This is a genomic window from Acidovorax sp. KKS102 (assembly GCF_000302535.1).
Classification (GTDB): Bacteria; Pseudomonadota; Gammaproteobacteria; order Burkholderiales; family Burkholderiaceae_C; genus Acidovorax.
Map to the genome: position 1 here is coordinate 4,163,938 of NC_018708.1, position 17,377 is coordinate 4,181,314.

Here is a 17,377-nt window from a genome sequence, read left to right on the forward strand (position 1 = left end):
CCGCAGGGCGGTTTCAGCGGATGGCAGCGCCCGGGGGCAGCTGGGGGCGGGCGCGGGGGGCGTCCAGCGGCTGGGGCAGCAGTGTGGCCACTGTGAGCTGGTCGTCGCCAAAATACTTGGCGGCAACGGCCTGCACCTGCGCCGGGGTCACGGTGCGCAGCAGGGCCAGCAGGCGCTCGTTGGCGTCCAGCGGAAAGCCCTGCACCCAGTTGCCGCCCAGCTCCTGCGCCTGGCTCATCACCGAGTCGCGCTCGTACACGGTGGAGGCGATCCATTGCGTCTTGACGCGGTTCAGCTCGGCCTCACTCACCCCCTCCTTCGCCACCCGGGTCACCTCGGCGCGCAGCGCGTCTTCGACCTGCTGGGCCGTCTTGCCCGCAGCGGGCACGCCGCTGAGCATGAACAGGCTGGGGCCGCGCCCCGTCACCATGGCGGAGCTGCTGGCGCTGTCGGCCACGCGGTTGGGGCCCTGTGTCAGTGCGCGGTCCAGCCGGGCACCGTCGTAGCCGTTGAATACGGCCGACAGCACCATCAGCGCGAGGGCGTCGCGGTCTTCGTCGGTAAGGTTGTCCACGCGGTCCAGGCTGGGCGCGCGGAAGGCCAGGGCCACATAGGCCTGCTCGGCCGGGGCCTTGACGGCGATGCGGCGCAGGCCCTTCTGCTCGGGCTCGGTGCGCGGCTTGCGCGCGGGCAGCGCGTGCACGGGCAGGCTGCCGTAGTACTTCTCGGCCAGGGCACGCACCTGGGCCACATCCACATCACCTGCCACCACGACGGCGGCGTTGGTGGGGGTGTACCACTGGCGGTGGAAGGCGCGCACGTCCTCAGGCGTCATCGCGTCCAGGTCGCTCATCCAGCCCACGATGGGGCGGCGGTAGGGCGACGCGTTGAAGGTGGCAGCAAACAGCTGTTCGGCCAGTACGGCGCGGGGCTGGTCTTCGGTGCGCAGACGCCGCTCTTCCTTGACGACCTCGATCTCTTTCTTGAACTCCTCGTCGGGCCAGTGGTTGTTGGCAAACCGGTCCGATTCGAGCTTCATCACGTCCTCCAGCCGGTTGGACGGGATCTGCTGGTAGTAGCCGGTGTAGTCGCGGCTGGTGAATGCGTTCTCCCGCCCGCCCAGCGCCGCCACGCGGCGCGAGAACTCGCCCGGCGGCAAGGTCTTGGTGCCCTTGAACATCATGTGCTCCAGCGCATGGGCCACGCCCGAGGTGCCGTCCACCTCGTCCATCGAGCCCACACGCACCCAGACCATGTGCACCGCCGTCGGCGCGCGGCGGTCAGGCTGCACGATGAGCTGCATGCCGTTCTTTAGCGTGAACTGCTGCGCACCTGAGGCCGTGGCAGACGGCGCGCTGGAGGGTTGAGACACCGGGGTGGTGGCCGCAAAGGCAGCCCCGGACGAGAGGCAGGCCAGCAGGCCCAGAAGGGTGAAAGCGCGTTTCATAGAATGGGGAGATTCTAAGAACCCGCCAATGTTCAGTTTTTTCAAGAAAAAGCCCGCTCCTTCGCCCGCCCCCACCGATGCGCCCGCCCCGGCCCAGCCGGTAGGCGCACCGGCGCCCGCCGTGGAGGCGCCCGTAGCGCCGCCCTCACCCGCCACGCCGGCCGTGGCGCCCCCTACCGCCCCTGCGCCAGTCGCACCCGCGCCCGTGGCGGCGCCCGCCCCGGGCGGTTTTGGCTGGCTGCGCAATCCGTTTGGCAGCAAAGCGCCCGAGCCCGCTGCGCCGCCCCCCGCAGCACCCGCGCCCGCCATCGAGCCCGCTCCGGCGCCCGTAGCCGTGCCACCGGTGGCGCCGATCGTCACACCGCCCCCTGCCGCGCCTGCAGTTACCGTACCGGCCGCTGGTCCAGTGGCCACAAGCCCAGCATTCCCCCCCGTCGCGCCCCCGGTTCCTGTTGCCGCCCCCGCGCCGGTGACTCCGCCCGCGCCCATCACGCCACCGCCTGCGCCCGTGGCGGCACCTGCGGCCTCGGCTGCGCCCCCCGCCCCGGCGCCCGAGCGCAAAGGCTGGCTCGACCGCCTCAAGGCTGGCCTGCGCAAGACCGGTAGCAGCATTGCCACCGTCTTCACCGGCACGCAGATCGATGACGCGCTGTACGAGGAGCTGGAAGAGGCCCTGCTGATGGCCGACACCGGCGTGAAAGCCACTACCCACCTGTTAACGGACCTCAAGCGCCGTGTGAAGGACAGCAAGACCACCGACCCTGCGGCCGTCAAAGGCCTGCTGGCCGATGCACTGGCCGACCTGTTGCGCCCGCTCGAAAAAGCCCTGGTGATTGGCGAGCACACCCCCACCGTGATCATGGTGGCCGGCGTGAACGGTGCGGGCAAGACCACTTCGATCGGCAAGCTCACCAAACATCTGGCAGACGAAGGTGCCGCCGTGCTGCTGGCCGCCGCCGACACCTTCCGTGCCGCTGCGCGCGAGCAGCTCGGTGTGTGGGCTGACCGCAACACGGTCGAGATCGTGAGCCAGGAAGGCGGTGACCCCGCTGCCGTGAGCTTTGATGCCGTGACCGCCGGCAAGGCGCGCGGCAAGGACGTGGTGCTGGTGGACACTGCCGGCCGCCTGCCCACGCAACTGCACCTGATGGAAGAGCTGAAGAAGATCCGCCGCGTGGTCACCAAGGCCGATGCCACGGCCCCGCACGAGGTGCTGCTGGTGATCGACGGCAACACCGGCCAGAACGCCCTGGCCCAGGTGCGCGCGTTTGACGACGCGCTGCAGCTCACCGGCCTGATCGTCACCAAGCTCGATGGCACGGCCAAGGGCGGCGTGCTGGCCGCCATCGCGCAGGAGCGCCCCATCCCGGTGTACTTCATCGGTGTGGGCGAAAAGCTCGAAGACCTGGAAACCTTCAACGCCCGCGAATTTGCCCAGGCCTTGCTGAGCTGAGCCTCAGCGGCACAGCCTTCTCCTTAGAAATGGCCCCATCCGGGGCCATTTACACGTTTACGGATCGCAACGTTTCCTCCATCATGGGCTTTCCCCTTGGAAAGCACGGAGGCCCATGTTCATTGAGCTGGTCAAAGGCGTTGCGCTGCTACTGGCGCTGTGCTTTCTGCACGGGTTCAACATCCGCGTCTGGCGCCAGCACCCGTGGGTGGGCCAGGTCTTTTCGGGACTGATCTTCGGCGGCATCTGCGTGGTGGGCATGCTCACCCCGGTGGTGCTGATGCCGGGTGTGATCTTTGATGCACGGTCGGTGGTGCTGAGCATGGCCGGCCTGTTTGGCGGCCCGCTGGTGGCGGGCATCGCGGCGCTGATGGCGGCCACGGGCCGCCTGTGGTTGGGGGGCGCCGGGGCCGAGGTGGGGCTGATGGTGATCGGGCTGTGCACTGCCATGGGGCTGGTGTACCGCGAGGGCCGCGCCCGGGGGCGGCTGGGTGTGGAGCCCGTCACCCTGGCACTGTTCGGGCTGCTGCTGCACACGGCGGTGATCGCGCTGTTTCAGCTGCTGCCCGCCGAGGCCGTGCAGCGCATCAACCAGACGCTGGCCCTGCCCTATCTGCTGACCTTCACCCCCGCCACCGTGGTGCTGGGCCTGTTGCTGCACGACGTGGAGCAGCGCATGGCCACCGAACGCGCGCTGACCGGCACGGCCGCGCGCCTGCATGCCATCACACAGGCCATTCCTGATGTGCTGCTGGTGCTGGATGCCCAGGGCCGGTATGTCGAGGTGCTGTCCCCCAACGACTCCGCCCTGGTGGCCAGCGCCCCGGTGCTGGTGGGCCAGCGGCTGCACGACGTGCTGCCCGCCGAGCAGGCCGAACGGTTCATGCAGCTCATCCGGGACACGCTGCAGTCTGGCCAGACCCACAGCGTGGAATATGAAATGCAGACCCTGTCAGGGCTGCGCCAGTTTGAGGGGCGCACCCAGCCCCTGGGCGTGCAGGTGGGCGACCAGGCGGCCGTGGTGTTTCTGGCCCGCGACATCACCAAGCGCAAGCAGGCAGAAAGTGCGCTGCGCGAGTCCGAGCTGCGTTTTCGCTCGCTGCTGCGCAATATTCCGTCCATCTCGGTACAGGGCTACCTGCAGGACGGCACCACCAGCTACTGGAACCAGGCGTCCGAACAGCTGTACGGCTACACCGCCGAGGAGGCCATCGGTGCCAATCTGCTCGACCTCATCATCCCCCCGCCCATGCGCAACGACGTACGAGCGCACATGCAGCACATGTTCGCCACCGGCGAGGTGATCCCGGCGGGCGAGCTGCAGCTGCAGCGCAAGGATGGCACGCCAGTGCATGTGTTCTCCAGCCATGCCTACATCCAGGTACTAGGCCACCCGCCCGAGATGTTCTGCATCGACATCGACATCTCGGGCCGCAAGGCCGCTGAGGACGAGGCCCGCTACCTGGCGTTCTACGACGCGCTCACCCAGCTGCCCAACCGCCGCCTGCTGGTGGACCGGCTGCAGCAGGTGCTGGTCAACGGAGCCCGATCAGGCCTGACCACGGCCGTGCTGTTTGTGGACTTGGACAACTTCAAGACCCTGAACGACACCCGGGGCCACGAGGTAGGTGACCTGCTGCTCAAGGACGTGGCCCAGCGCCTGCGCAGCTGCGTGCGCGAGCAGGACACCGTGGCCCGCTTGGGGGGCGACGAGTTTGTGGTGGTGCTGCAGAACCTGAGCAGCGACGCCCCCGAGGCCGCCGCGCAGGCGCGCACGCTGGGCGAGCTGATCCTGGCGCAATTGCGCCAGCCCTACGAGCTGGCGGGGCACGAACACCACTTCACCGCCAGCATCGGCGTGACCCTGCTCAATCACCAGCGCGACTCGGTGGACGAAGTGCTTAAGCAGGCCGACATGGCCATGTACCGTGCCAAGGACGACGGGCGCAACACACTGCGCTTTTTTGACCCCGACATGCAGCAGGCCGTGAACCGCCGCGCCCTGCTGGAGACCGAGCTGCACAACGGCCTGCGGCGCTCCCAGTTCCTGCTGCTGTACCAGCCGCAGGTGGACAGCCAGGGGCGCGTGACCGGCGCAGAGGCCCTGGTGCGCTGGCAGCACCCGGTGCAGGGCATGGTGCCACCGTCAGAGTTCATCCCGCTGGCCGAGGAGTCGGGCCTGATCCTGCCACTGGGGCAATGGGTCATGGAAACCGCCCTGCGCCAGCAGGCCCGCTGGCAGCAAGACCCGCTGTTTGCACACCTGAGCCTGGCCATCAACGTGAGCGCGCGCCAATTCCTGCAGGACGACTTTGTGGCCCAGGTGCTGGCGCTGGTGCGGCAGACCGGCGCCAACCCGGCACAGATCAAGCTGGAGCTGACCGAAAGCCTGCTGCTGGACAACGTGGACAGCGTGATCGCCACCATGCGCGCCCTCAAGGCCCACGGCCTGGGGTTTTCGCTGGACGACTTTGGCACGGGGTACTCGTCGCTCAGCTACCTCAAGCGCCTGCCACTGGACCAGATCAAGATCGACCAGGGTTTTGTGCGCGACGTGCTGCTGGACGCCAGCGACGCCGCCATCGCCCGCTCCATCATCGCGCTGGCCGGCAGCCTGGGCCTGTCCGTAATTGCTGAAGGGGTGGAGACCACCGCCCACCACCAGTTTCTGCTGGCGCACGGCTGCCAGGCCTTTCAGGGCTACCTGTTTGGCCGCCCGCTCACGCTGAAAGACTTTGAAAGCCGGGTGCGGCAGGGCGTATAGGGAGGCTGAGACGCCACCGCGCCCGCCACGGGGCACCAGCGACGAATGGAAACGGGCTTGGCGCCGTTCAAGTTCCCGTGTTGTGGCGTCGATATCTCTGTGTGGAAACCGTGGAGGTGTCCCATGAAGATTGAATCGTCCGCACTGCAGATGCAGGCCCAGCATGCGGCCAGCCGCATGCACACCCAAAGCAGCCGCATGGAGGCCTGGGTGGGCGACCGCCGCCCCATCAGCGCCCCTGGCCCTAGCCGGGCGGCACCCGCCGTACAAATTTCCAGCGCAGCACGCCTGGCCCGCGCTGCACAGGAAGCCGACGCGGCCACGGCCACCGCTACAGACAGCAGCCCGGACGACGGACTGACACCCCAGCTGGCCATGATCCGCGACCTGATTGCCCGCATGACGGGCGTGCAGGTGCGGGTGTACACCGGCCAGACGGAACCCGTACCGTCCCCACCCTTCTTGCCCACGAGCCGCCCGGCCACCACGCCTGCGGCCGAGGCAGGCCGCCCGCGTGCCGGGTGGGGCCTGCTGGTAGAGCAACGCGAAGTGGTCGTAGAAACCGAAAGCACCCAATTCACCGCCCAGGGCATGGTGCGCACTGCCGACGGGCAGGAAATCCGCTTCAGCCTGCAGCTGGACATGCAGCGAAGTTACCGCCAGGAATCGTCATTCAGCCTCCGCCTGGGCGACGCCGCGGTGGTCGACCCGCTGGTCATCAACTTCGACGGCTCGGCCGCACAGTTGCAGGACCTGCGCTTCGCGTTTGACCTGGACAGTGACGGCCAGACCGACAAAGTGCCCCTGCTCGCAGGCAACCGGGGCTACCTCGCCCTGGACCTGAACCACAACGGCCGCATCGACAACGGCCGGGAGCTGTTCGGCCCCGGCACCGGCAACGGCTTTGCCGAGCTGGCCGCCTATGACAGCGACGGCAACGGCTGGATTGACGAGGCCGACCCGGTCTTTCAGCAGCTCCAGGTGTGGACTCCCTCGGCGGAGGGCACCGAGGGGGCTGGGAACCTGCGCACCCTGGCCGACGTGGGCGTGGGCGCACTCTCCACCCACGCCATCGCCACCCCCTTTGCCCTGCGCACCGCCGACAACGCCAGCCTGGGCACCGTGCGCTCCACCAGCGCCTACCTGCGGGAAGACGGCAGCGTGGGCACGGTGCAGCAGGTGGACCTGATCGTTTGAAGGCGACTCATGGAGAGTAGATTACTATGCTTTTGATAGCTTCAAAGGCATGCTGTACCAGCACTTGATGCCAATTTGACTCAGAGATGTCAAACGGTATCAAGGAGCAACCCGACGGGAACTCCGGGCTTAGCACTCAATCAGAGAGAGTGCTAATATGATGGCTTAGAGGAAAGGATTCCCGGAATGAACATTCAATCTGGAACCGCGACGATGTCTCTGGCACCCGCCAATCCCTGGGCGCTGGTGCCCCCCTTGGGCAACCTGGACGCCTATATTTCGGCCGTCAACCGCCTGCCCCTGCTCACGCACGAAGAAGAGCAGACCTACGCACGCCAACTCAAGGACAACAACGATCTGGATGCCGCCGGCCGGCTGGTGATGTCGCACCTGCGTCTGGTGGTCTCGATTGCACGCCAGTACCTCGGGTACGGCCTGCCCCATGGCGACCTGATCCAGGAAGGCAATGTGGGCCTGATGAAGGCCGTCAAGCGCTTTGACCCCGACCAGGGTGTGCGCCTGGTGAGCTACGCCATGCACTGGATCAAGGCCGAGATTCACGAATACATCCTGAAGAACTGGCGCATGGTCAAGGTGGCCACCACCAAGGCACAGCGCAAGCTGTTCTTCAACCTGCGCTCCATGAAGCAGGGCTTCAAGGCCGACGCCTCGGCCGCCGATGTCGCTACGCACCGTGACACCCTGTCAGACCATGAGATCGACGCCGTGGCTGCGCAGCTCAACGTGAAGCGCGAAGAAGTCATCGAGATGGAAACCCGCATGGCGGGTGGTGATGTGCTGCTGGACCCGGCCCCGGCCGATGACGGCGAGCAGGCGTTTGGCCCCATTGCCTACCTGGCCGACGCATCGCACGAACCCACCGCCATGATCGAGTCGCGCCAGCGCGACGCCTTGGCCACCGACGGCATTGCCAACGCCCTGGCCAGCCTGGACGACCGCAGCCGACGCATTGTGGAAGAGCGCTGGCTCAAGGTCAACGACGATGGCAGCGGCGGCATGACGCTGCACGACCTGGCCGCCGTGTACGGCGTGAGCGCCGAGCGCATTCGCCAGATCGAAGTGGCCGCCATGAAGAAGATGAAAAAGGCTCTGGCCGAATACGCCTGACCGGGCCGGGCAGCGGGGTTAATATCCCCGGCTGCAGAAGTTGCCTCGTGGGGCCCCAGTTCTGGGGCCCCGCGTCGTTTGGGCCCCCGAATAACCTTCAAGGAGATTGCACCCCATGCCCTCACGTCCCGCCTTTACCGGCCGTGTTTCCCGCCGTGCTTCGCTGTTGATCGCCCTGGCTGCCGCGTCCCCGTGGGCGCTGGCGCAAAGCGCCGGCAAGGCTGCCGCTACGGCGCCCGCGCCACTGGCCTGGCCGACCAAGCCGCTGAAGATCATTGTGGGCTTTCCAGCCGGTTCGTCACCGGACCTGACGGCGCGCACGTTCTCGGAGCCCCTTTCCAAGGCCTTGGGCCAGCCCGTGATCGTGGACAACAAGGTGGGCGCAGGCGGCAACATCGGCGCCGACGCTGTGGCCAAGGCCCGTGACGATCACACCATCGGGCTGATGATCAACGGCAACATGACGATTGCCAAGCTGCTGAACCCGGCCGTTCCGTATGACCCGATCAAGGACCTGGCACCACTGAGCCTGATCGGCACCTCGCCGCTGATCCTCACGGCCCCCGTCAACCAGCCCGGCGTGGCTGCCAACGGCACTGCGCGGGACTTCTTCGTGGCCGCACGCAACGGGGGCGACAAGTGGAGCTATGGCACGCCCGGCGTGGGCACCGTGGGCCACATCGGCACCGAACTGCTCAAGGCGCGCAGCAACATCAACCCCGTGCATGTGCCCTACCCCGGCTATCCGCAGGTGGCCAACGCGATGCTGGGCGGCCAGCTGCAGATGGCGCTGCTGCCCCCGGCGCTGGCCCAGGCCCAGGTGCGTGCGGGCAAGCTGCGCGCGATCGGCGTGACCTCGTCCGGACGCAGCCCGCTGGCCCCCGATGTGCCGAGCCTGGCAGAGGCTGGTATCAGCAACTTCAACCTGGAGATCTGGAACGCCTTCGCAGCGCCCTCCACCATGCCCAAGCCCATCCAGGCCAAGCTGGCCGCGCTGCTCAGCGAAATCGCCCGCAGCGAGGACGTGCGCAGCAAGCTCTTCCAGCAAGGGTGGCAGACGGTGGGCTCGTCTCCCGAAGGCCTGGCGAACCGCATCAAGGCCGACACCAATCTGCTGGGCGGCGTGATTGCGATGCGGGGCATCAAGGCCGAATAAGGCCCAAGAGCATCAGCTCATGCGGGGCCGCACAGTGCCTCGCATAACGGCGGCCTGGGACAGGCCCCGGGTCACTCAGGGGCTGGAGGGGCTCAGCCCCCGGCCTCGGCCAACAACACCTTCACATCGGCCGCCAGGGCCTGTGCGCCGCTGCCATAGCGGTTGTAGACCCGCAGGCGCCCTGCGGGGTCGTACACGTAGCTACCTGCAGAGTGGTCCATGGTGTAGCTGGTGGGCGTCTTGCCATCGACTTTCTTGTAATAGATCTTGAAGTCCTTGGCGACGGCGGCCAGCTGCTCGGGTGTGCCGTACAGCGCCAAGAAGCTCGGGTCGAAATTGGCCATGTAGGCCTTGAGCACTTCGGGCGTGTCGCGCTCCGGGTCCACCGTCACAAAAATGCCCTGCAGACGACCTGCGTCCTTGCCCAGCATCTGCTTGACCTCGGCCAGCTCCTGCATCGACGTGGGACACACGTCGGGGCACTGGGTGTAGCCGAAGAACACCACCACCACTTTGCCGGCAAAGTCCTTGATGTGGCGTGGCTGGCCGTTGTGGTCGGTCAGTGGAATGTCGCGGGCGTACTCAGCACCGGTGACGTCCACGCCCCGGAATTCGGCCTTTTTCTCGGAACATGCACCCAGGAGGCCTGTAGCGCATATGGATATTGCACCAGCCGCTATCAATTGAAGAGCGTTTCGTTTCTGCATGGAGATCATCACAGCACATAGTGGTCCACCAGCAGTGCCGCAAACAGCACGCTCAGGTGGATAAGGGAGAAGCGGAAGGTCTTGCGGGCCAGAGCGTCCGAATAATTGCGCCATAGCGCGAACGCGTACCCGCAGAAACCGAGGCTGAGCAGCACAGCGGCAGCCAGATAGATCCATGAACTCATGCCGTAGATGAACGGCATCATGCACCCGGCCAGCAAGATCAGCGTGTACAGGAACACCTGCAACCGCGTGAACTCGTTGCCGTGCGTGACGGGCAGCATGGGCAGGCCGGACTTGCGGTAGTCCTCCACCCGGTACAAGGCCAGCGCCCAGAAATGCGGCGGCGTCCACAAAAAGATGATGAGGAAGAGGATGAGCGCCTCGGGCCCCACATCGTTGGTCATGGCTGCCCAGCCCAACACTGGTGGCATGGCCCCGGAGGCGCCGCCGATCACGATGTTCTGGGGCGTGAGGGGCTTGAGGATCACGGTGTAGACCACCGCATAACCCACAAAGGTGGCAAAGGTGAGCCACATGGTCAGCGGGTTGATCCAGACGTACAGCAGCACGGAGCCTACGGCACAGAGGGCGGCTGAGAACAGCAGCGTCTGCGCGTTGGACAGCTCGCCCTTGGCCGTCGGGCGCCAGGCGGTGCGCTTCATCTTGGCGTCGATACCCTGCTCGACGATGCAATTGAATGCGGCCGCAGCACCGGCCACCAGCCACACGCCCAGGCACGCCAGCGCCATGTGGGCCAGTTGCGCAGCGTTGGGCAGGCCGGGCACGGCCAGCACCATGCCAATCAGCGCACAAAAGACGATGAGCTGCACCACGCGGGGCTTGGTCAGCGCATAAAACTGCTGGAACCGCGAGGGCGGCGCAGCAACGGCGGAGGGGGCAACACTCATGCAGATACTCTCGATGCGCCCGTGGGCGCGGAAAACTCTCGGGGCGCAGGTGCCGCGCGGCTGGACACCAAGGACCAGGTCAGCACCACCACCAGGGCAGCGGCGCCGCCGGTATGCAACACCGCGGCCACCAGGGGCCAGTCCAGCACCACGTTGGACAAACCCGTCACCAGCTGCAGCAAGGCCAGACAGCCAATCCACCGGGCCTGCGTGGGCAACACGCCATTGCGATGGAAGCGCCAGGCCACCAGGCCCAGTGCCAGCAGCACCACATAGGCCATCAGGCGGTGCACGTAATGAATGGCGGTGAGCGCAGCAAAGCTGATGTGGCTACCGTCTTGCAACATGCCCAGCTTGCGCCAGATCTGGAAGCCCTGCGCAAAGTCCATGGCGGGCCACCAGCTGCCCTGGCAGGTGGGGAAGGTGGTGCATGCCAGCACCGCATAGTTGGTGCTGACCCAGCCCCCCAGCACCACCTGCAGGGCCAACAGCAGCGTTGTCAGTACCAGCCCCCAGCGCAGCACGGGGGATAAGGTCACCGGTGAGCGCCCCTGGGCACTGTGGGTATGGCGCACGGCCTGCACACACAGCATGGCCAGCAGCACCAGGCCACCGATCAGATGCAGGGTGACGATGGCAGGAAAGAGTTTCATGGTCACCGTGAGTGCGCCGAACGCACCCTGCAGGCACACCCACAACAAGGTCACCGTGGGCCACCAGGGGCTGAGCGGAGGCGCCTGCTGTCCGCCATCGCGCCGGGCACGCCGTTGCTGTACCCAGGACGACACAGTGATCACAATGATCAGCACCCCCACACCTGTGGCCAAGTAACGGTGGATCATCTCGATCCAGGCCTTGCCGTGCGTCACGGGGCCGGTCGGCATGGCCTCCTGGGCGGCCGCAATCTCGGCGCGGGCACCCACCGGGCTGGCGCTGCCATAACAGCCGGGCCAGTCGGGACAACCCAGGCCCGAATCGGTCAAGCGTGTGAAGGCGCCGAACAGCACCAGATCAAACGTGAGGAACAGCGTGAGCACCGTGAGCGCCTGCAAGCGCCGCATGGGCGTGCTGCGGCGATTGCGCGCCCACACCCAGACCAGCGGCCCCAGCGCAATCACCAGGCCGAGCAGCATCAGCTCGAACACTGGGGCCAGGTCGTACAGCGGTTGGGTATCGGTCATGGCTTGACCGGCCGCCCCGGCTCGTCCCACGAAGAAGAAGCGCGCAGCAGCCGCTCCAGGTCCCGCTTGGCCTTGGCGGCGCCACTGGTGTCCATGGCCGCCGGAAAACGCATCATCCAGTTGCCCATCGGGTCCACCACATAGAGGTGGTCTGCCAGTTGCTGGCCCGGGGCCGGCTCCAGCCATGCCTTGAGGGCACTGGGATCGACCCGCAAGACAGTGGCTTGCTGCAGGGCGGGGGTGAGGGCGGCTGGAGGCAAGGCGTTGTCGTTGATCAGCCAGACCCAGTCCACCCGGTCTTTCTCTTTGCCCAGGCTCTCGCGCAGCTGGCGCTGCAGGTACAGGTGCTTCTGGCAGGCCGGATCGCAATCGCCCCCGGCCACACTCACCAGCAGCCATTGGCCTTTGAGCGACTCCAGCCGCTTGGCCCCGCCATCAAGCGTGGAGGCGGTGAGCGCAGGCACGGTGCGCTGGGGGTTGATCAGCTCGCCATAAACGCGCCGACCCTCCGGGCGGATCACGTAGTAGGTGAAGTACGAGGCGACCACTGGCGCGGCGCAGATCAGGAGCACGCCCAGCATCTTCCAGCGCCCATGGCGCGCACGCTGAGCGGTTGCGACGGCCTCCCCCGCCTCGGGCAAGGTGTGTACGGTCAGCCCCAGCGGGTGCTCCGCACGGGCACCCGCCTGTGAGTCAGGCGGCAGGCTGGCTGCGCGGGCGAATGAACCGTCGGACGATTTGGAACCAGACATAAAGCAGTGCTATCAGGCCACAGAGCCCGAACCATTGAAATGCGTAACCGTAGTGTTTTTCGACACCTGCGCCGACCACAGGCCAGTCGCGCAGCAGGCCATCGCCCGCGTCGCCCACTGGGCCCGTCTGCAACACCGTGAGGGGGGCGAGCGCCAGACCGGTCTCGGTGCGGAACGCTGCCAAGTCCAGATTTTGCCGGATGCGGGAAGACCCCTGTGCACTATCGCCCCCTTGGAATTCGTACAGCCGCGAGGGCGACAAGGCCACACGACCTTGAATGCGCACCTCGGCATCCGCCGGCGTGGTCACGGAAGGCAGCTGGGTACGGTCCTGAAAATTCCGAGCCACCCATCCGCGCTGCACCAGCACCACTCCAGCGCCCCCACCAGAAAGCTGCAGTGGCGTGAGCACAAAAAACCCAGGGCGCCCCTGCATCTGCCGGTTGTCCAGATACACCGTGTGCTCAGGCAGCCAGCGCCCCTGCAGCACAACAGCACGGTGTACGAGGGCTTGTTGCGCCTCGGGCGTCGCGCTAGTCGCGTCCGTCAGCGTACGCCCGTCTATGGCCGGCTGGCTGGCCCGCGCATCCAGCATCGCCTGCAGCGACTCTTTCTGGGCGGCGCGCGACAACTGCCAACGTCCCAAAGAGGCGGTGACCAGCATGCCCACCACGGCAGCCAGGGTAATGAGCCAAAAACGCAGGCCCGCAGGACGGCGAAGGGGGGTCACAGGATAATACGCTCCATGAAATACCTCGTAGTGCTGGCGTTCATCGCCATTTTGGCCAGCCTGGCATCCGCCCTGTTCTTCATGATGCGCAACGGACGCGACGACAAGAGCAAGGGCAACCACATGGCCAAGGCGCTGGCGGTGCGTGTGGGGCTGTCCATCGTGCTGTTCTTGTGCATTCTGGTGGCCTGGCAGCTGGGATACATCCAGCCCACCGGGCTGCCCGCCACCCGTTGACCCTGGGGCTTGACACACCAACCGGAGAACCTGCGCCCATCACAGGCCACTACTGCCCCGCACCACCGAGCGGTAGAACAAAAAAAGCGCCGCGAGGCGCTTTTTTTGATGGCGTCCGGACCTGGCTTACATCCAGTAGACCAGCACGTACAGGCCCAGCCACACCACGTCCACAAAGTGCCAGTACCAGGCAGCACCTTCAAAGCCAAAGTGCTTGTCGGCCGTGAAGTGGCCCTTTTGCAGGCGCAGCGTGATCACCAGCAGCATCAGCATACCCAGGAACACGTGGAAGCCGTGGAACCCGGTGAGCATAAAGAACGTGGAACCAAACACACCCGAACTGAGCTTGAGGTTCAGGTCGGTGTAGAGGTGGTAGTACTCGTAACCCTGCACCAGCAGGAACACGAAGCCCAGCAGCACCGTGGCCCACATGAAGCCGATGGTCTTGCCACGTTGGTTTTCACGCAGGGCGTGGTGGGCAATGGTCAGCGTCACGCCCGAGGTCAACAGCAGCGCGGTGTTGATCGTGGGCAGCCAGAAGGGGCCTACGGTTTGGAAGGGCTCGATGATGCCGGCGGGCGATGCCGTGACACCGGCAGCCATGCTGGGCCAGACGGCCTTGAAGTCGGGCCACAGCAGCGCGTTGTCCAGGCTGCCCAGCGCGGGGACCGAGTGGGAGCGCGCCCACCACAGGGCGGTGAAGAACGCTCCAAAGAACATCACCTCGGAGAAGATGAACCAGCTCATGCTCCAGCGGTACGACAGATCGATCTTGTGACCGTACAGGCCGCCTTCGCTCTCGCGCACTGCATCGCCAAACCACTGGTACAGCGTGAACAGCCACCACACCAGCCCCACGGCCAGCGAATATTTGCCCCAGTCGTGACCATTGATCCACTGGCCAGCGCCCAGGATCACAAAGAACAGACCGGCCGCGGCCATCACCGGGTGGCGAGACTCGGCGGGCACATAGTAGTACGGGGTTCCGCCGTGGGTTGATGCACTCATTTCAGCTCCTGATTCTCAAAATCTTTGTTTTCAGTATTTGTTCGCACAAACCAGCCAACACACTCACACGACCCAGTTCACCAGCCCGATCAGGCCCATCACCAGCAAAAAAACCGCCATCAACCCCACCACGATGATGTGGATCGGGTTGAGTTTTTCGACATCTTGCTGGTACTCGCTGCCTTTGCGCAAGCCAATCAGCGACCATGCCACCGCGCGCACCGTGCGCAGCAACGAGCCTTTGCGTTGCGACGGCTTCACGTCTGCCGATGGCCCGAGAGGCGCGCTCATGAGCCCGCTCCTTGCAAGGCCGCCGCATTGGCACCCGGCACAACGGTAGCAGCCGTTGATTCGGGGGCTGCGGGTGTCTTGCCGCCCACTTCAAAGAAGGTGTACGACAGCGTGATCGTGGTGACGTCTTTGGACAGTTTCGGATCAATCACGAACGCTACGGGCCATGTTTTCTTTTCACCAGGCTCCAGGGTGTACTGATTGAAGCAAAAGCATTCCAGCTTGTTGAAATGCGCAGCGGCCTGCCGGGGCGCGTAACTGGGAATGGCCTGGGCGGCCATGCGGCGGTTCTGCACGTTCTGGAACTCGTACATCACCGTCGTCAGCTCACCAGGGTGCACCTGCACGGAACGCTGCGCCGGCTTGAAGTCCCACGGACCGCGCGAGTTCGCGTCGAACTCCACCGTGATGGTGCGCGACTTGTCCACCTGGGTGTTGGCGGGAACGCGCACATCCTTGCCGGCCACACCGTTGCCGGGCACCTGCCGCTCCGACAGCGACAGGATGTTGATGCCCGTCACTTCGCAGATGTGCTTGTAGATGGGGATCAGCACGTAGCCGAAGGCGAACATGCCGGCCGCAATCACGACCAGCTTGCCGACCATCTTGGCGTTTTCGCGGTGCAGGCTCATGGGGTAAGCCGGTGGCTCAGCGGGACAGCAAGACCACCTTGACCATGAACCCGACAAAGAACACCACCGCCACGGACGCCAGGATCAGCGCCAGCCGCAGGTTGTTCTTCTTTTGCTCGGGGGTCATGGACATGGTGTTCAGCCAATCACGCGGGTTGCAGTGGCGTCCAGCTTGGGAGGATTCTCAAACGTGTGGAAAGGCGCGGGGGAAGGAACTTCCCACTCCAGGCCCTCGGCACCGTCCCATGGCTTGGCAGGGGCCTTGGCGCCGTTACCGCGCATGGCAGGCAACACCACAGCCAGGAAGAAGTACACCTGCATCAGACCGAAGCCAAACGCGCCCACCGAGGCAATCGCGTTGAAGTCAGCGAACTGCATGGGGTAGTCGGCATAACGACGGGGCATGCCAGCCAGCCCCAGGAAGTGCATCGGGAAGAAGGTGATGTTGAACGTGATCAGCGAGCCCCAGAAGTGGATCTGGCCACGGGTTTCGGAATACATCACGCCGGTCCACTTGGGCAGCCAGTAGTACACGCCAGCAAACATGGAGAACAGCGAACCGGCCACGAGCACGTAGTGGAAGTGGGCCACCACGTAATAGGTGTCTTGCAGCTGGATGTCGATGGGGGCCATGGCCAGGATCAGGCCAGTGAAACCACCCATGGTGAACACGAAGATGAAGCCCACGGCAAACAGCATGGGGGTTTCAAACGTCATCGAACCGCGCCACATGGTGGCGATCCAGTTGAAGATCTTCACGGCCGTAGGCACGGAGATCAGCATCGTGGCGTACATAAAGAACAGCTGGCCCGTCACAGGCATGCCGGTCGTGAACATGTGGTGGGCCCACACGATGAACGACAGGATGGCGATGGACGAAGTGGCGTACACCATGGAGGCATAGCCGAACAGCTTCTTGCGGCTGAATGCGGGCACGATCTGGCTGATGATGCCGAAAGCCGGCAAGATCATGATGTACACCTCGGGGTGACCGAAGAACCAGAAGATGTGCTGGTACATCACCGGGTCACCGCCACCGGCGGGGTTGAAGAAGCTGGTGCCGAAGTGACGGTCCGTCAGCGTCATGGTGATCGCGCCGGCCAGCACAGGCATCACGGCAATCAGCAGATAGGCGGTGATGAGCCAGGTCCAGGCGAACATGGGCATCTTCATCAGCGTCATGCCAGGGGCGCGCATGTTCAGGATGGTCACGATGATGTTGATCGAGCCCATGATGGACGAGGCACCCAGGATGTGCATCGCGAAGATGCCGGCATCCATGGAAGGACCCATTTGCAGCGTCAGCGGTGCGTACAGCGTCCAGCCGGCAGCGGGAGCGCCGCCGGGCATGAAGAACGAGCTGACCAGCATCAGTGCGGCAGGAATCATCAGCCAGAAGCTGAAGTTGTTCATGCGCGCGAAGGCCATGTCGGAGGCGCCGATCTGCAGCGGAATCATCCAGTTCGCAAAGCCCACGAAGGCCGGCATGATCGCGCCGAACACCATGATCAGGCCGTGCATGGTGGTGAGCTGGTTGAACAGCTCCGGGTTCACCAGTTGCAGGCCGGGCTGGAACAGCTCGGCGCGGATCAGCAGCGCCAGGATGCCGCCGACCATCAGCATGGTGAACGAGAACAGCAGGTACAGCGTACCGATGTCTTTGTGGTTGGTGGCGAACACCCAGCGGCGCCAGCCGGTGGGGCCATGGTGGTCGTGGCCGTCGTGTGCGTGGTCGCCAGCGTGCCCGTGGTTGTCGAGTACTGCGCTCATGGTGAATTCCTCA

General features: G+C 65.3%; 17 protein-coding genes. 6 read left to right on the forward strand and 11 right to left on the reverse strand.

What is annotated here, in order from left to right; all coding sequences use genetic code 11:
• Window positions 1-13: 13 nt before the first annotated feature.
• Window positions 14-1,447, reverse strand: a complete 1,434-nt coding sequence (locus C380_RS19120) for a pitrilysin family protein (protein ID WP_015015489.1) — start codon at window positions 1,445-1,447, stop codon at window positions 14-16.
• A 28-nt stretch (window positions 1,448-1,475) separates the two neighbouring features.
• On the opposite strand from C380_RS19120, the gene ftsY reads away from it, so the two are divergent.
• The 5 genes from ftsY (at window position 1,476) to C380_RS19145 (ending at window position 9,145) form a co-directional block, all read left to right on the forward strand.
• A complete protein-coding gene (ftsY, locus tag C380_RS19125; protein ID WP_015015490.1) occupies window positions 1,476-2,900 on the forward strand; it encodes a signal recognition particle-docking protein FtsY in 1,425 nt (474 codons plus the stop codon).
• Between the two features lie 115 nt (window positions 2,901-3,015).
• On the forward strand, window positions 3,016-5,664 hold the full coding sequence (locus C380_RS19130; protein ID WP_015015491.1) for an EAL domain-containing protein: 2,649 nt from the start codon (window positions 3,016-3,018) through the stop codon (window positions 5,662-5,664).
• Window positions 5,665-5,787: 123 nt separating this feature from the next.
• A complete protein-coding gene (locus tag C380_RS19135; protein ID WP_015015492.1) occupies window positions 5,788-6,861 on the forward strand; it encodes a VCBS repeat-containing protein in 1,074 nt (357 codons plus the stop codon).
• 186 nt (window positions 6,862-7,047) lie between these two features.
• Window positions 7,048-7,989: an RNA polymerase sigma factor RpoH gene (gene rpoH, locus C380_RS19140; protein WP_043565643.1), complete on the forward strand. Its 942-nt coding sequence runs from the start codon at window positions 7,048-7,050 to the stop codon at window positions 7,987-7,989.
• Between the two features lie 115 nt (window positions 7,990-8,104).
• Window positions 8,105-9,145, forward strand: coding sequence for a tripartite tricarboxylate transporter substrate binding protein (locus C380_RS19145; protein WP_015015494.1), 1,041 nt, complete (start codon window positions 8,105-8,107; stop codon window positions 9,143-9,145).
• Window positions 9,146-9,237: 92 nt separating this feature from the next.
• On the opposite strand, the gene C380_RS19150 is transcribed toward C380_RS19145, so the two are convergent.
• From C380_RS19150 to C380_RS19170, 5 genes are read right to left on the reverse strand one after another with little or no spacing between them, the layout of a single operon-like run.
• Window positions 9,238-9,852: an SCO family protein gene (locus tag C380_RS19150; RefSeq protein WP_168162377.1), complete on the reverse strand. Its 615-nt coding sequence runs from the start codon at window positions 9,850-9,852 to the stop codon at window positions 9,238-9,240.
• A gap of 8 nt (window positions 9,853-9,860) precedes the next feature.
• Window positions 9,861-10,763, reverse strand: a complete 903-nt coding sequence (gene cyoE / locus C380_RS19155; RefSeq protein WP_015015496.1) for a heme o synthase — start codon at window positions 10,761-10,763, stop codon at window positions 9,861-9,863.
• Window positions 10,760-11,944: a heme A synthase gene (locus tag C380_RS19160; RefSeq protein ID WP_015015497.1), complete on the reverse strand. Its 1,185-nt coding sequence runs from the start codon at window positions 11,942-11,944 to the stop codon at window positions 10,760-10,762. The genes cyoE and C380_RS19160 overlap by 4 nt, the downstream gene beginning before the upstream one ends.
• Window positions 11,941-12,696, reverse strand: a complete 756-nt coding sequence (locus tag C380_RS19165) for a hypothetical protein (protein ID WP_015015498.1) — start codon at window positions 12,694-12,696, stop codon at window positions 11,941-11,943. Before C380_RS19165 ends, C380_RS19160 begins: the two co-directional genes overlap by 4 nt.
• A complete protein-coding gene (locus C380_RS19170) occupies window positions 12,638-13,426 on the reverse strand; it encodes an SURF1 family protein (protein WP_015015499.1) in 789 nt (262 codons plus the stop codon). Before C380_RS19170 ends, C380_RS19165 begins: the two co-directional genes overlap by 59 nt.
• Window positions 13,427-13,441: 15 nt before the next feature.
• Here C380_RS19170 and C380_RS19175 point away from each other — a divergent pair, with 15 nt between their 5' ends.
• On the forward strand, window positions 13,442-13,663 hold the full coding sequence (locus C380_RS19175) for a twin transmembrane helix small protein (protein ID WP_015015500.1): 222 nt from the start codon (window positions 13,442-13,444) through the stop codon (window positions 13,661-13,663).
• A 126-nt stretch (window positions 13,664-13,789) separates the two neighbouring features.
• On the opposite strand, the gene C380_RS19180 is transcribed toward C380_RS19175, so the two are convergent.
• From C380_RS19180 to ctaD, 5 genes are all read right to left on the reverse strand, one after another.
• Window positions 13,790-14,671 (reverse strand): cytochrome c oxidase subunit 3, encoded by an 882-nt coding sequence (locus tag C380_RS19180; RefSeq protein ID WP_015015501.1) that lies wholly within the window; start codon window positions 14,669-14,671, stop codon window positions 13,790-13,792.
• Between the two features lie 63 nt (window positions 14,672-14,734).
• Window positions 14,735-14,962 (reverse strand): DUF2970 domain-containing protein, encoded by a 228-nt coding sequence (locus C380_RS19185; protein ID WP_015015502.1) that lies wholly within the window; start codon window positions 14,960-14,962, stop codon window positions 14,735-14,737.
• Entirely contained in the window at window positions 14,959-15,594 is a 636-nt protein-coding gene (locus C380_RS19190; RefSeq protein WP_015015503.1) for a cytochrome c oxidase assembly protein, read from the reverse strand. The genes C380_RS19185 and C380_RS19190 overlap by 4 nt, the downstream gene beginning before the upstream one ends.
• Window positions 15,595-15,610: 16 nt before the next feature.
• Window positions 15,611-15,721, reverse strand: coding sequence for a cytochrome oxidase small assembly protein (locus C380_RS25665; RefSeq protein WP_015015504.1), 111 nt, complete (start codon window positions 15,719-15,721; stop codon window positions 15,611-15,613).
• Window positions 15,722-15,732: 11 nt separating this feature from the next.
• Window positions 15,733-17,364 (reverse strand): cytochrome c oxidase subunit I, encoded by a 1,632-nt coding sequence (gene ctaD / locus C380_RS19195; RefSeq protein WP_015015505.1) that lies wholly within the window; start codon window positions 17,362-17,364, stop codon window positions 15,733-15,735.
• Window positions 17,365-17,377: the final 13 nt, after the last annotated feature.

What these genes read in the sequence shown, in the direction of transcription:
- C380_RS19120 (WP_015015489.1), bottom strand. Translation starts at nt 1,447, where the DNA reads ATGAAACGCGCTTTCACCCTTCTGGGCCTGCTGGCCTGCCTCTCGTCC.
- ftsY (WP_015015490.1), top strand. Translation starts at nt 1,476, where the DNA reads ATGTTCAGTTTTTTCAAGAAAAAGCCCGCTCCTTCGCCCGCCCCCACC.
- C380_RS19130 (WP_015015491.1), top strand. Translation starts at nt 3,016, where the DNA reads ATGTTCATTGAGCTGGTCAAAGGCGTTGCGCTGCTACTGGCGCTGTGC.
- C380_RS19135 (WP_015015492.1), top strand. Translation starts at nt 5,788, where the DNA reads ATGAAGATTGAATCGTCCGCACTGCAGATGCAGGCCCAGCATGCGGCC.
- rpoH (WP_043565643.1), top strand. Translation starts at nt 7,048, where the DNA reads ATGAACATTCAATCTGGAACCGCGACGATGTCTCTGGCACCCGCCAAT.
- C380_RS19145 (WP_015015494.1), top strand. Translation starts at nt 8,105, where the DNA reads ATGCCCTCACGTCCCGCCTTTACCGGCCGTGTTTCCCGCCGTGCTTCG.
- C380_RS19150 (WP_168162377.1), bottom strand. Translation starts at nt 9,852, where the DNA reads ATGCAGAAACGAAACGCTCTTCAATTGATAGCGGCTGGTGCAATATCC.
- cyoE (WP_015015496.1), bottom strand. Translation starts at nt 10,763, where the DNA reads ATGAGTGTTGCCCCCTCCGCCGTTGCTGCGCCGCCCTCGCGGTTCCAG.
- C380_RS19160 (WP_015015497.1), bottom strand. Translation starts at nt 11,944, where the DNA reads ATGACCGATACCCAACCGCTGTACGACCTGGCCCCAGTGTTCGAGCTG.
- C380_RS19165 (WP_015015498.1), bottom strand. Translation starts at nt 12,696, where the DNA reads ATGTCTGGTTCCAAATCGTCCGACGGTTCATTCGCCCGCGCAGCCAGC.
- C380_RS19175 (WP_015015500.1), top strand. Translation starts at nt 13,442, where the DNA reads ATGAAATACCTCGTAGTGCTGGCGTTCATCGCCATTTTGGCCAGCCTG.
- C380_RS19180 (WP_015015501.1), bottom strand. Translation starts at nt 14,671, where the DNA reads ATGAGTGCATCAACCCACGGCGGAACCCCGTACTACTATGTGCCCGCC.
- C380_RS19185 (WP_015015502.1), bottom strand. Translation starts at nt 14,962, where the DNA reads ATGAGCGCGCCTCTCGGGCCATCGGCAGACGTGAAGCCGTCGCAACGC.
- C380_RS19190 (WP_015015503.1), bottom strand. Translation starts at nt 15,594, where the DNA reads ATGAGCCTGCACCGCGAAAACGCCAAGATGGTCGGCAAGCTGGTCGTG.
- C380_RS25665 (WP_015015504.1), bottom strand. Translation starts at nt 15,721, where the DNA reads ATGACCCCCGAGCAAAAGAAGAACAACCTGCGGCTGGCGCTGATCCTG.
- ctaD (WP_015015505.1), bottom strand. Translation starts at nt 17,364, where the DNA reads ATGAGCGCAGTACTCGACAACCACGGGCACGCTGGCGACCACGCACAC.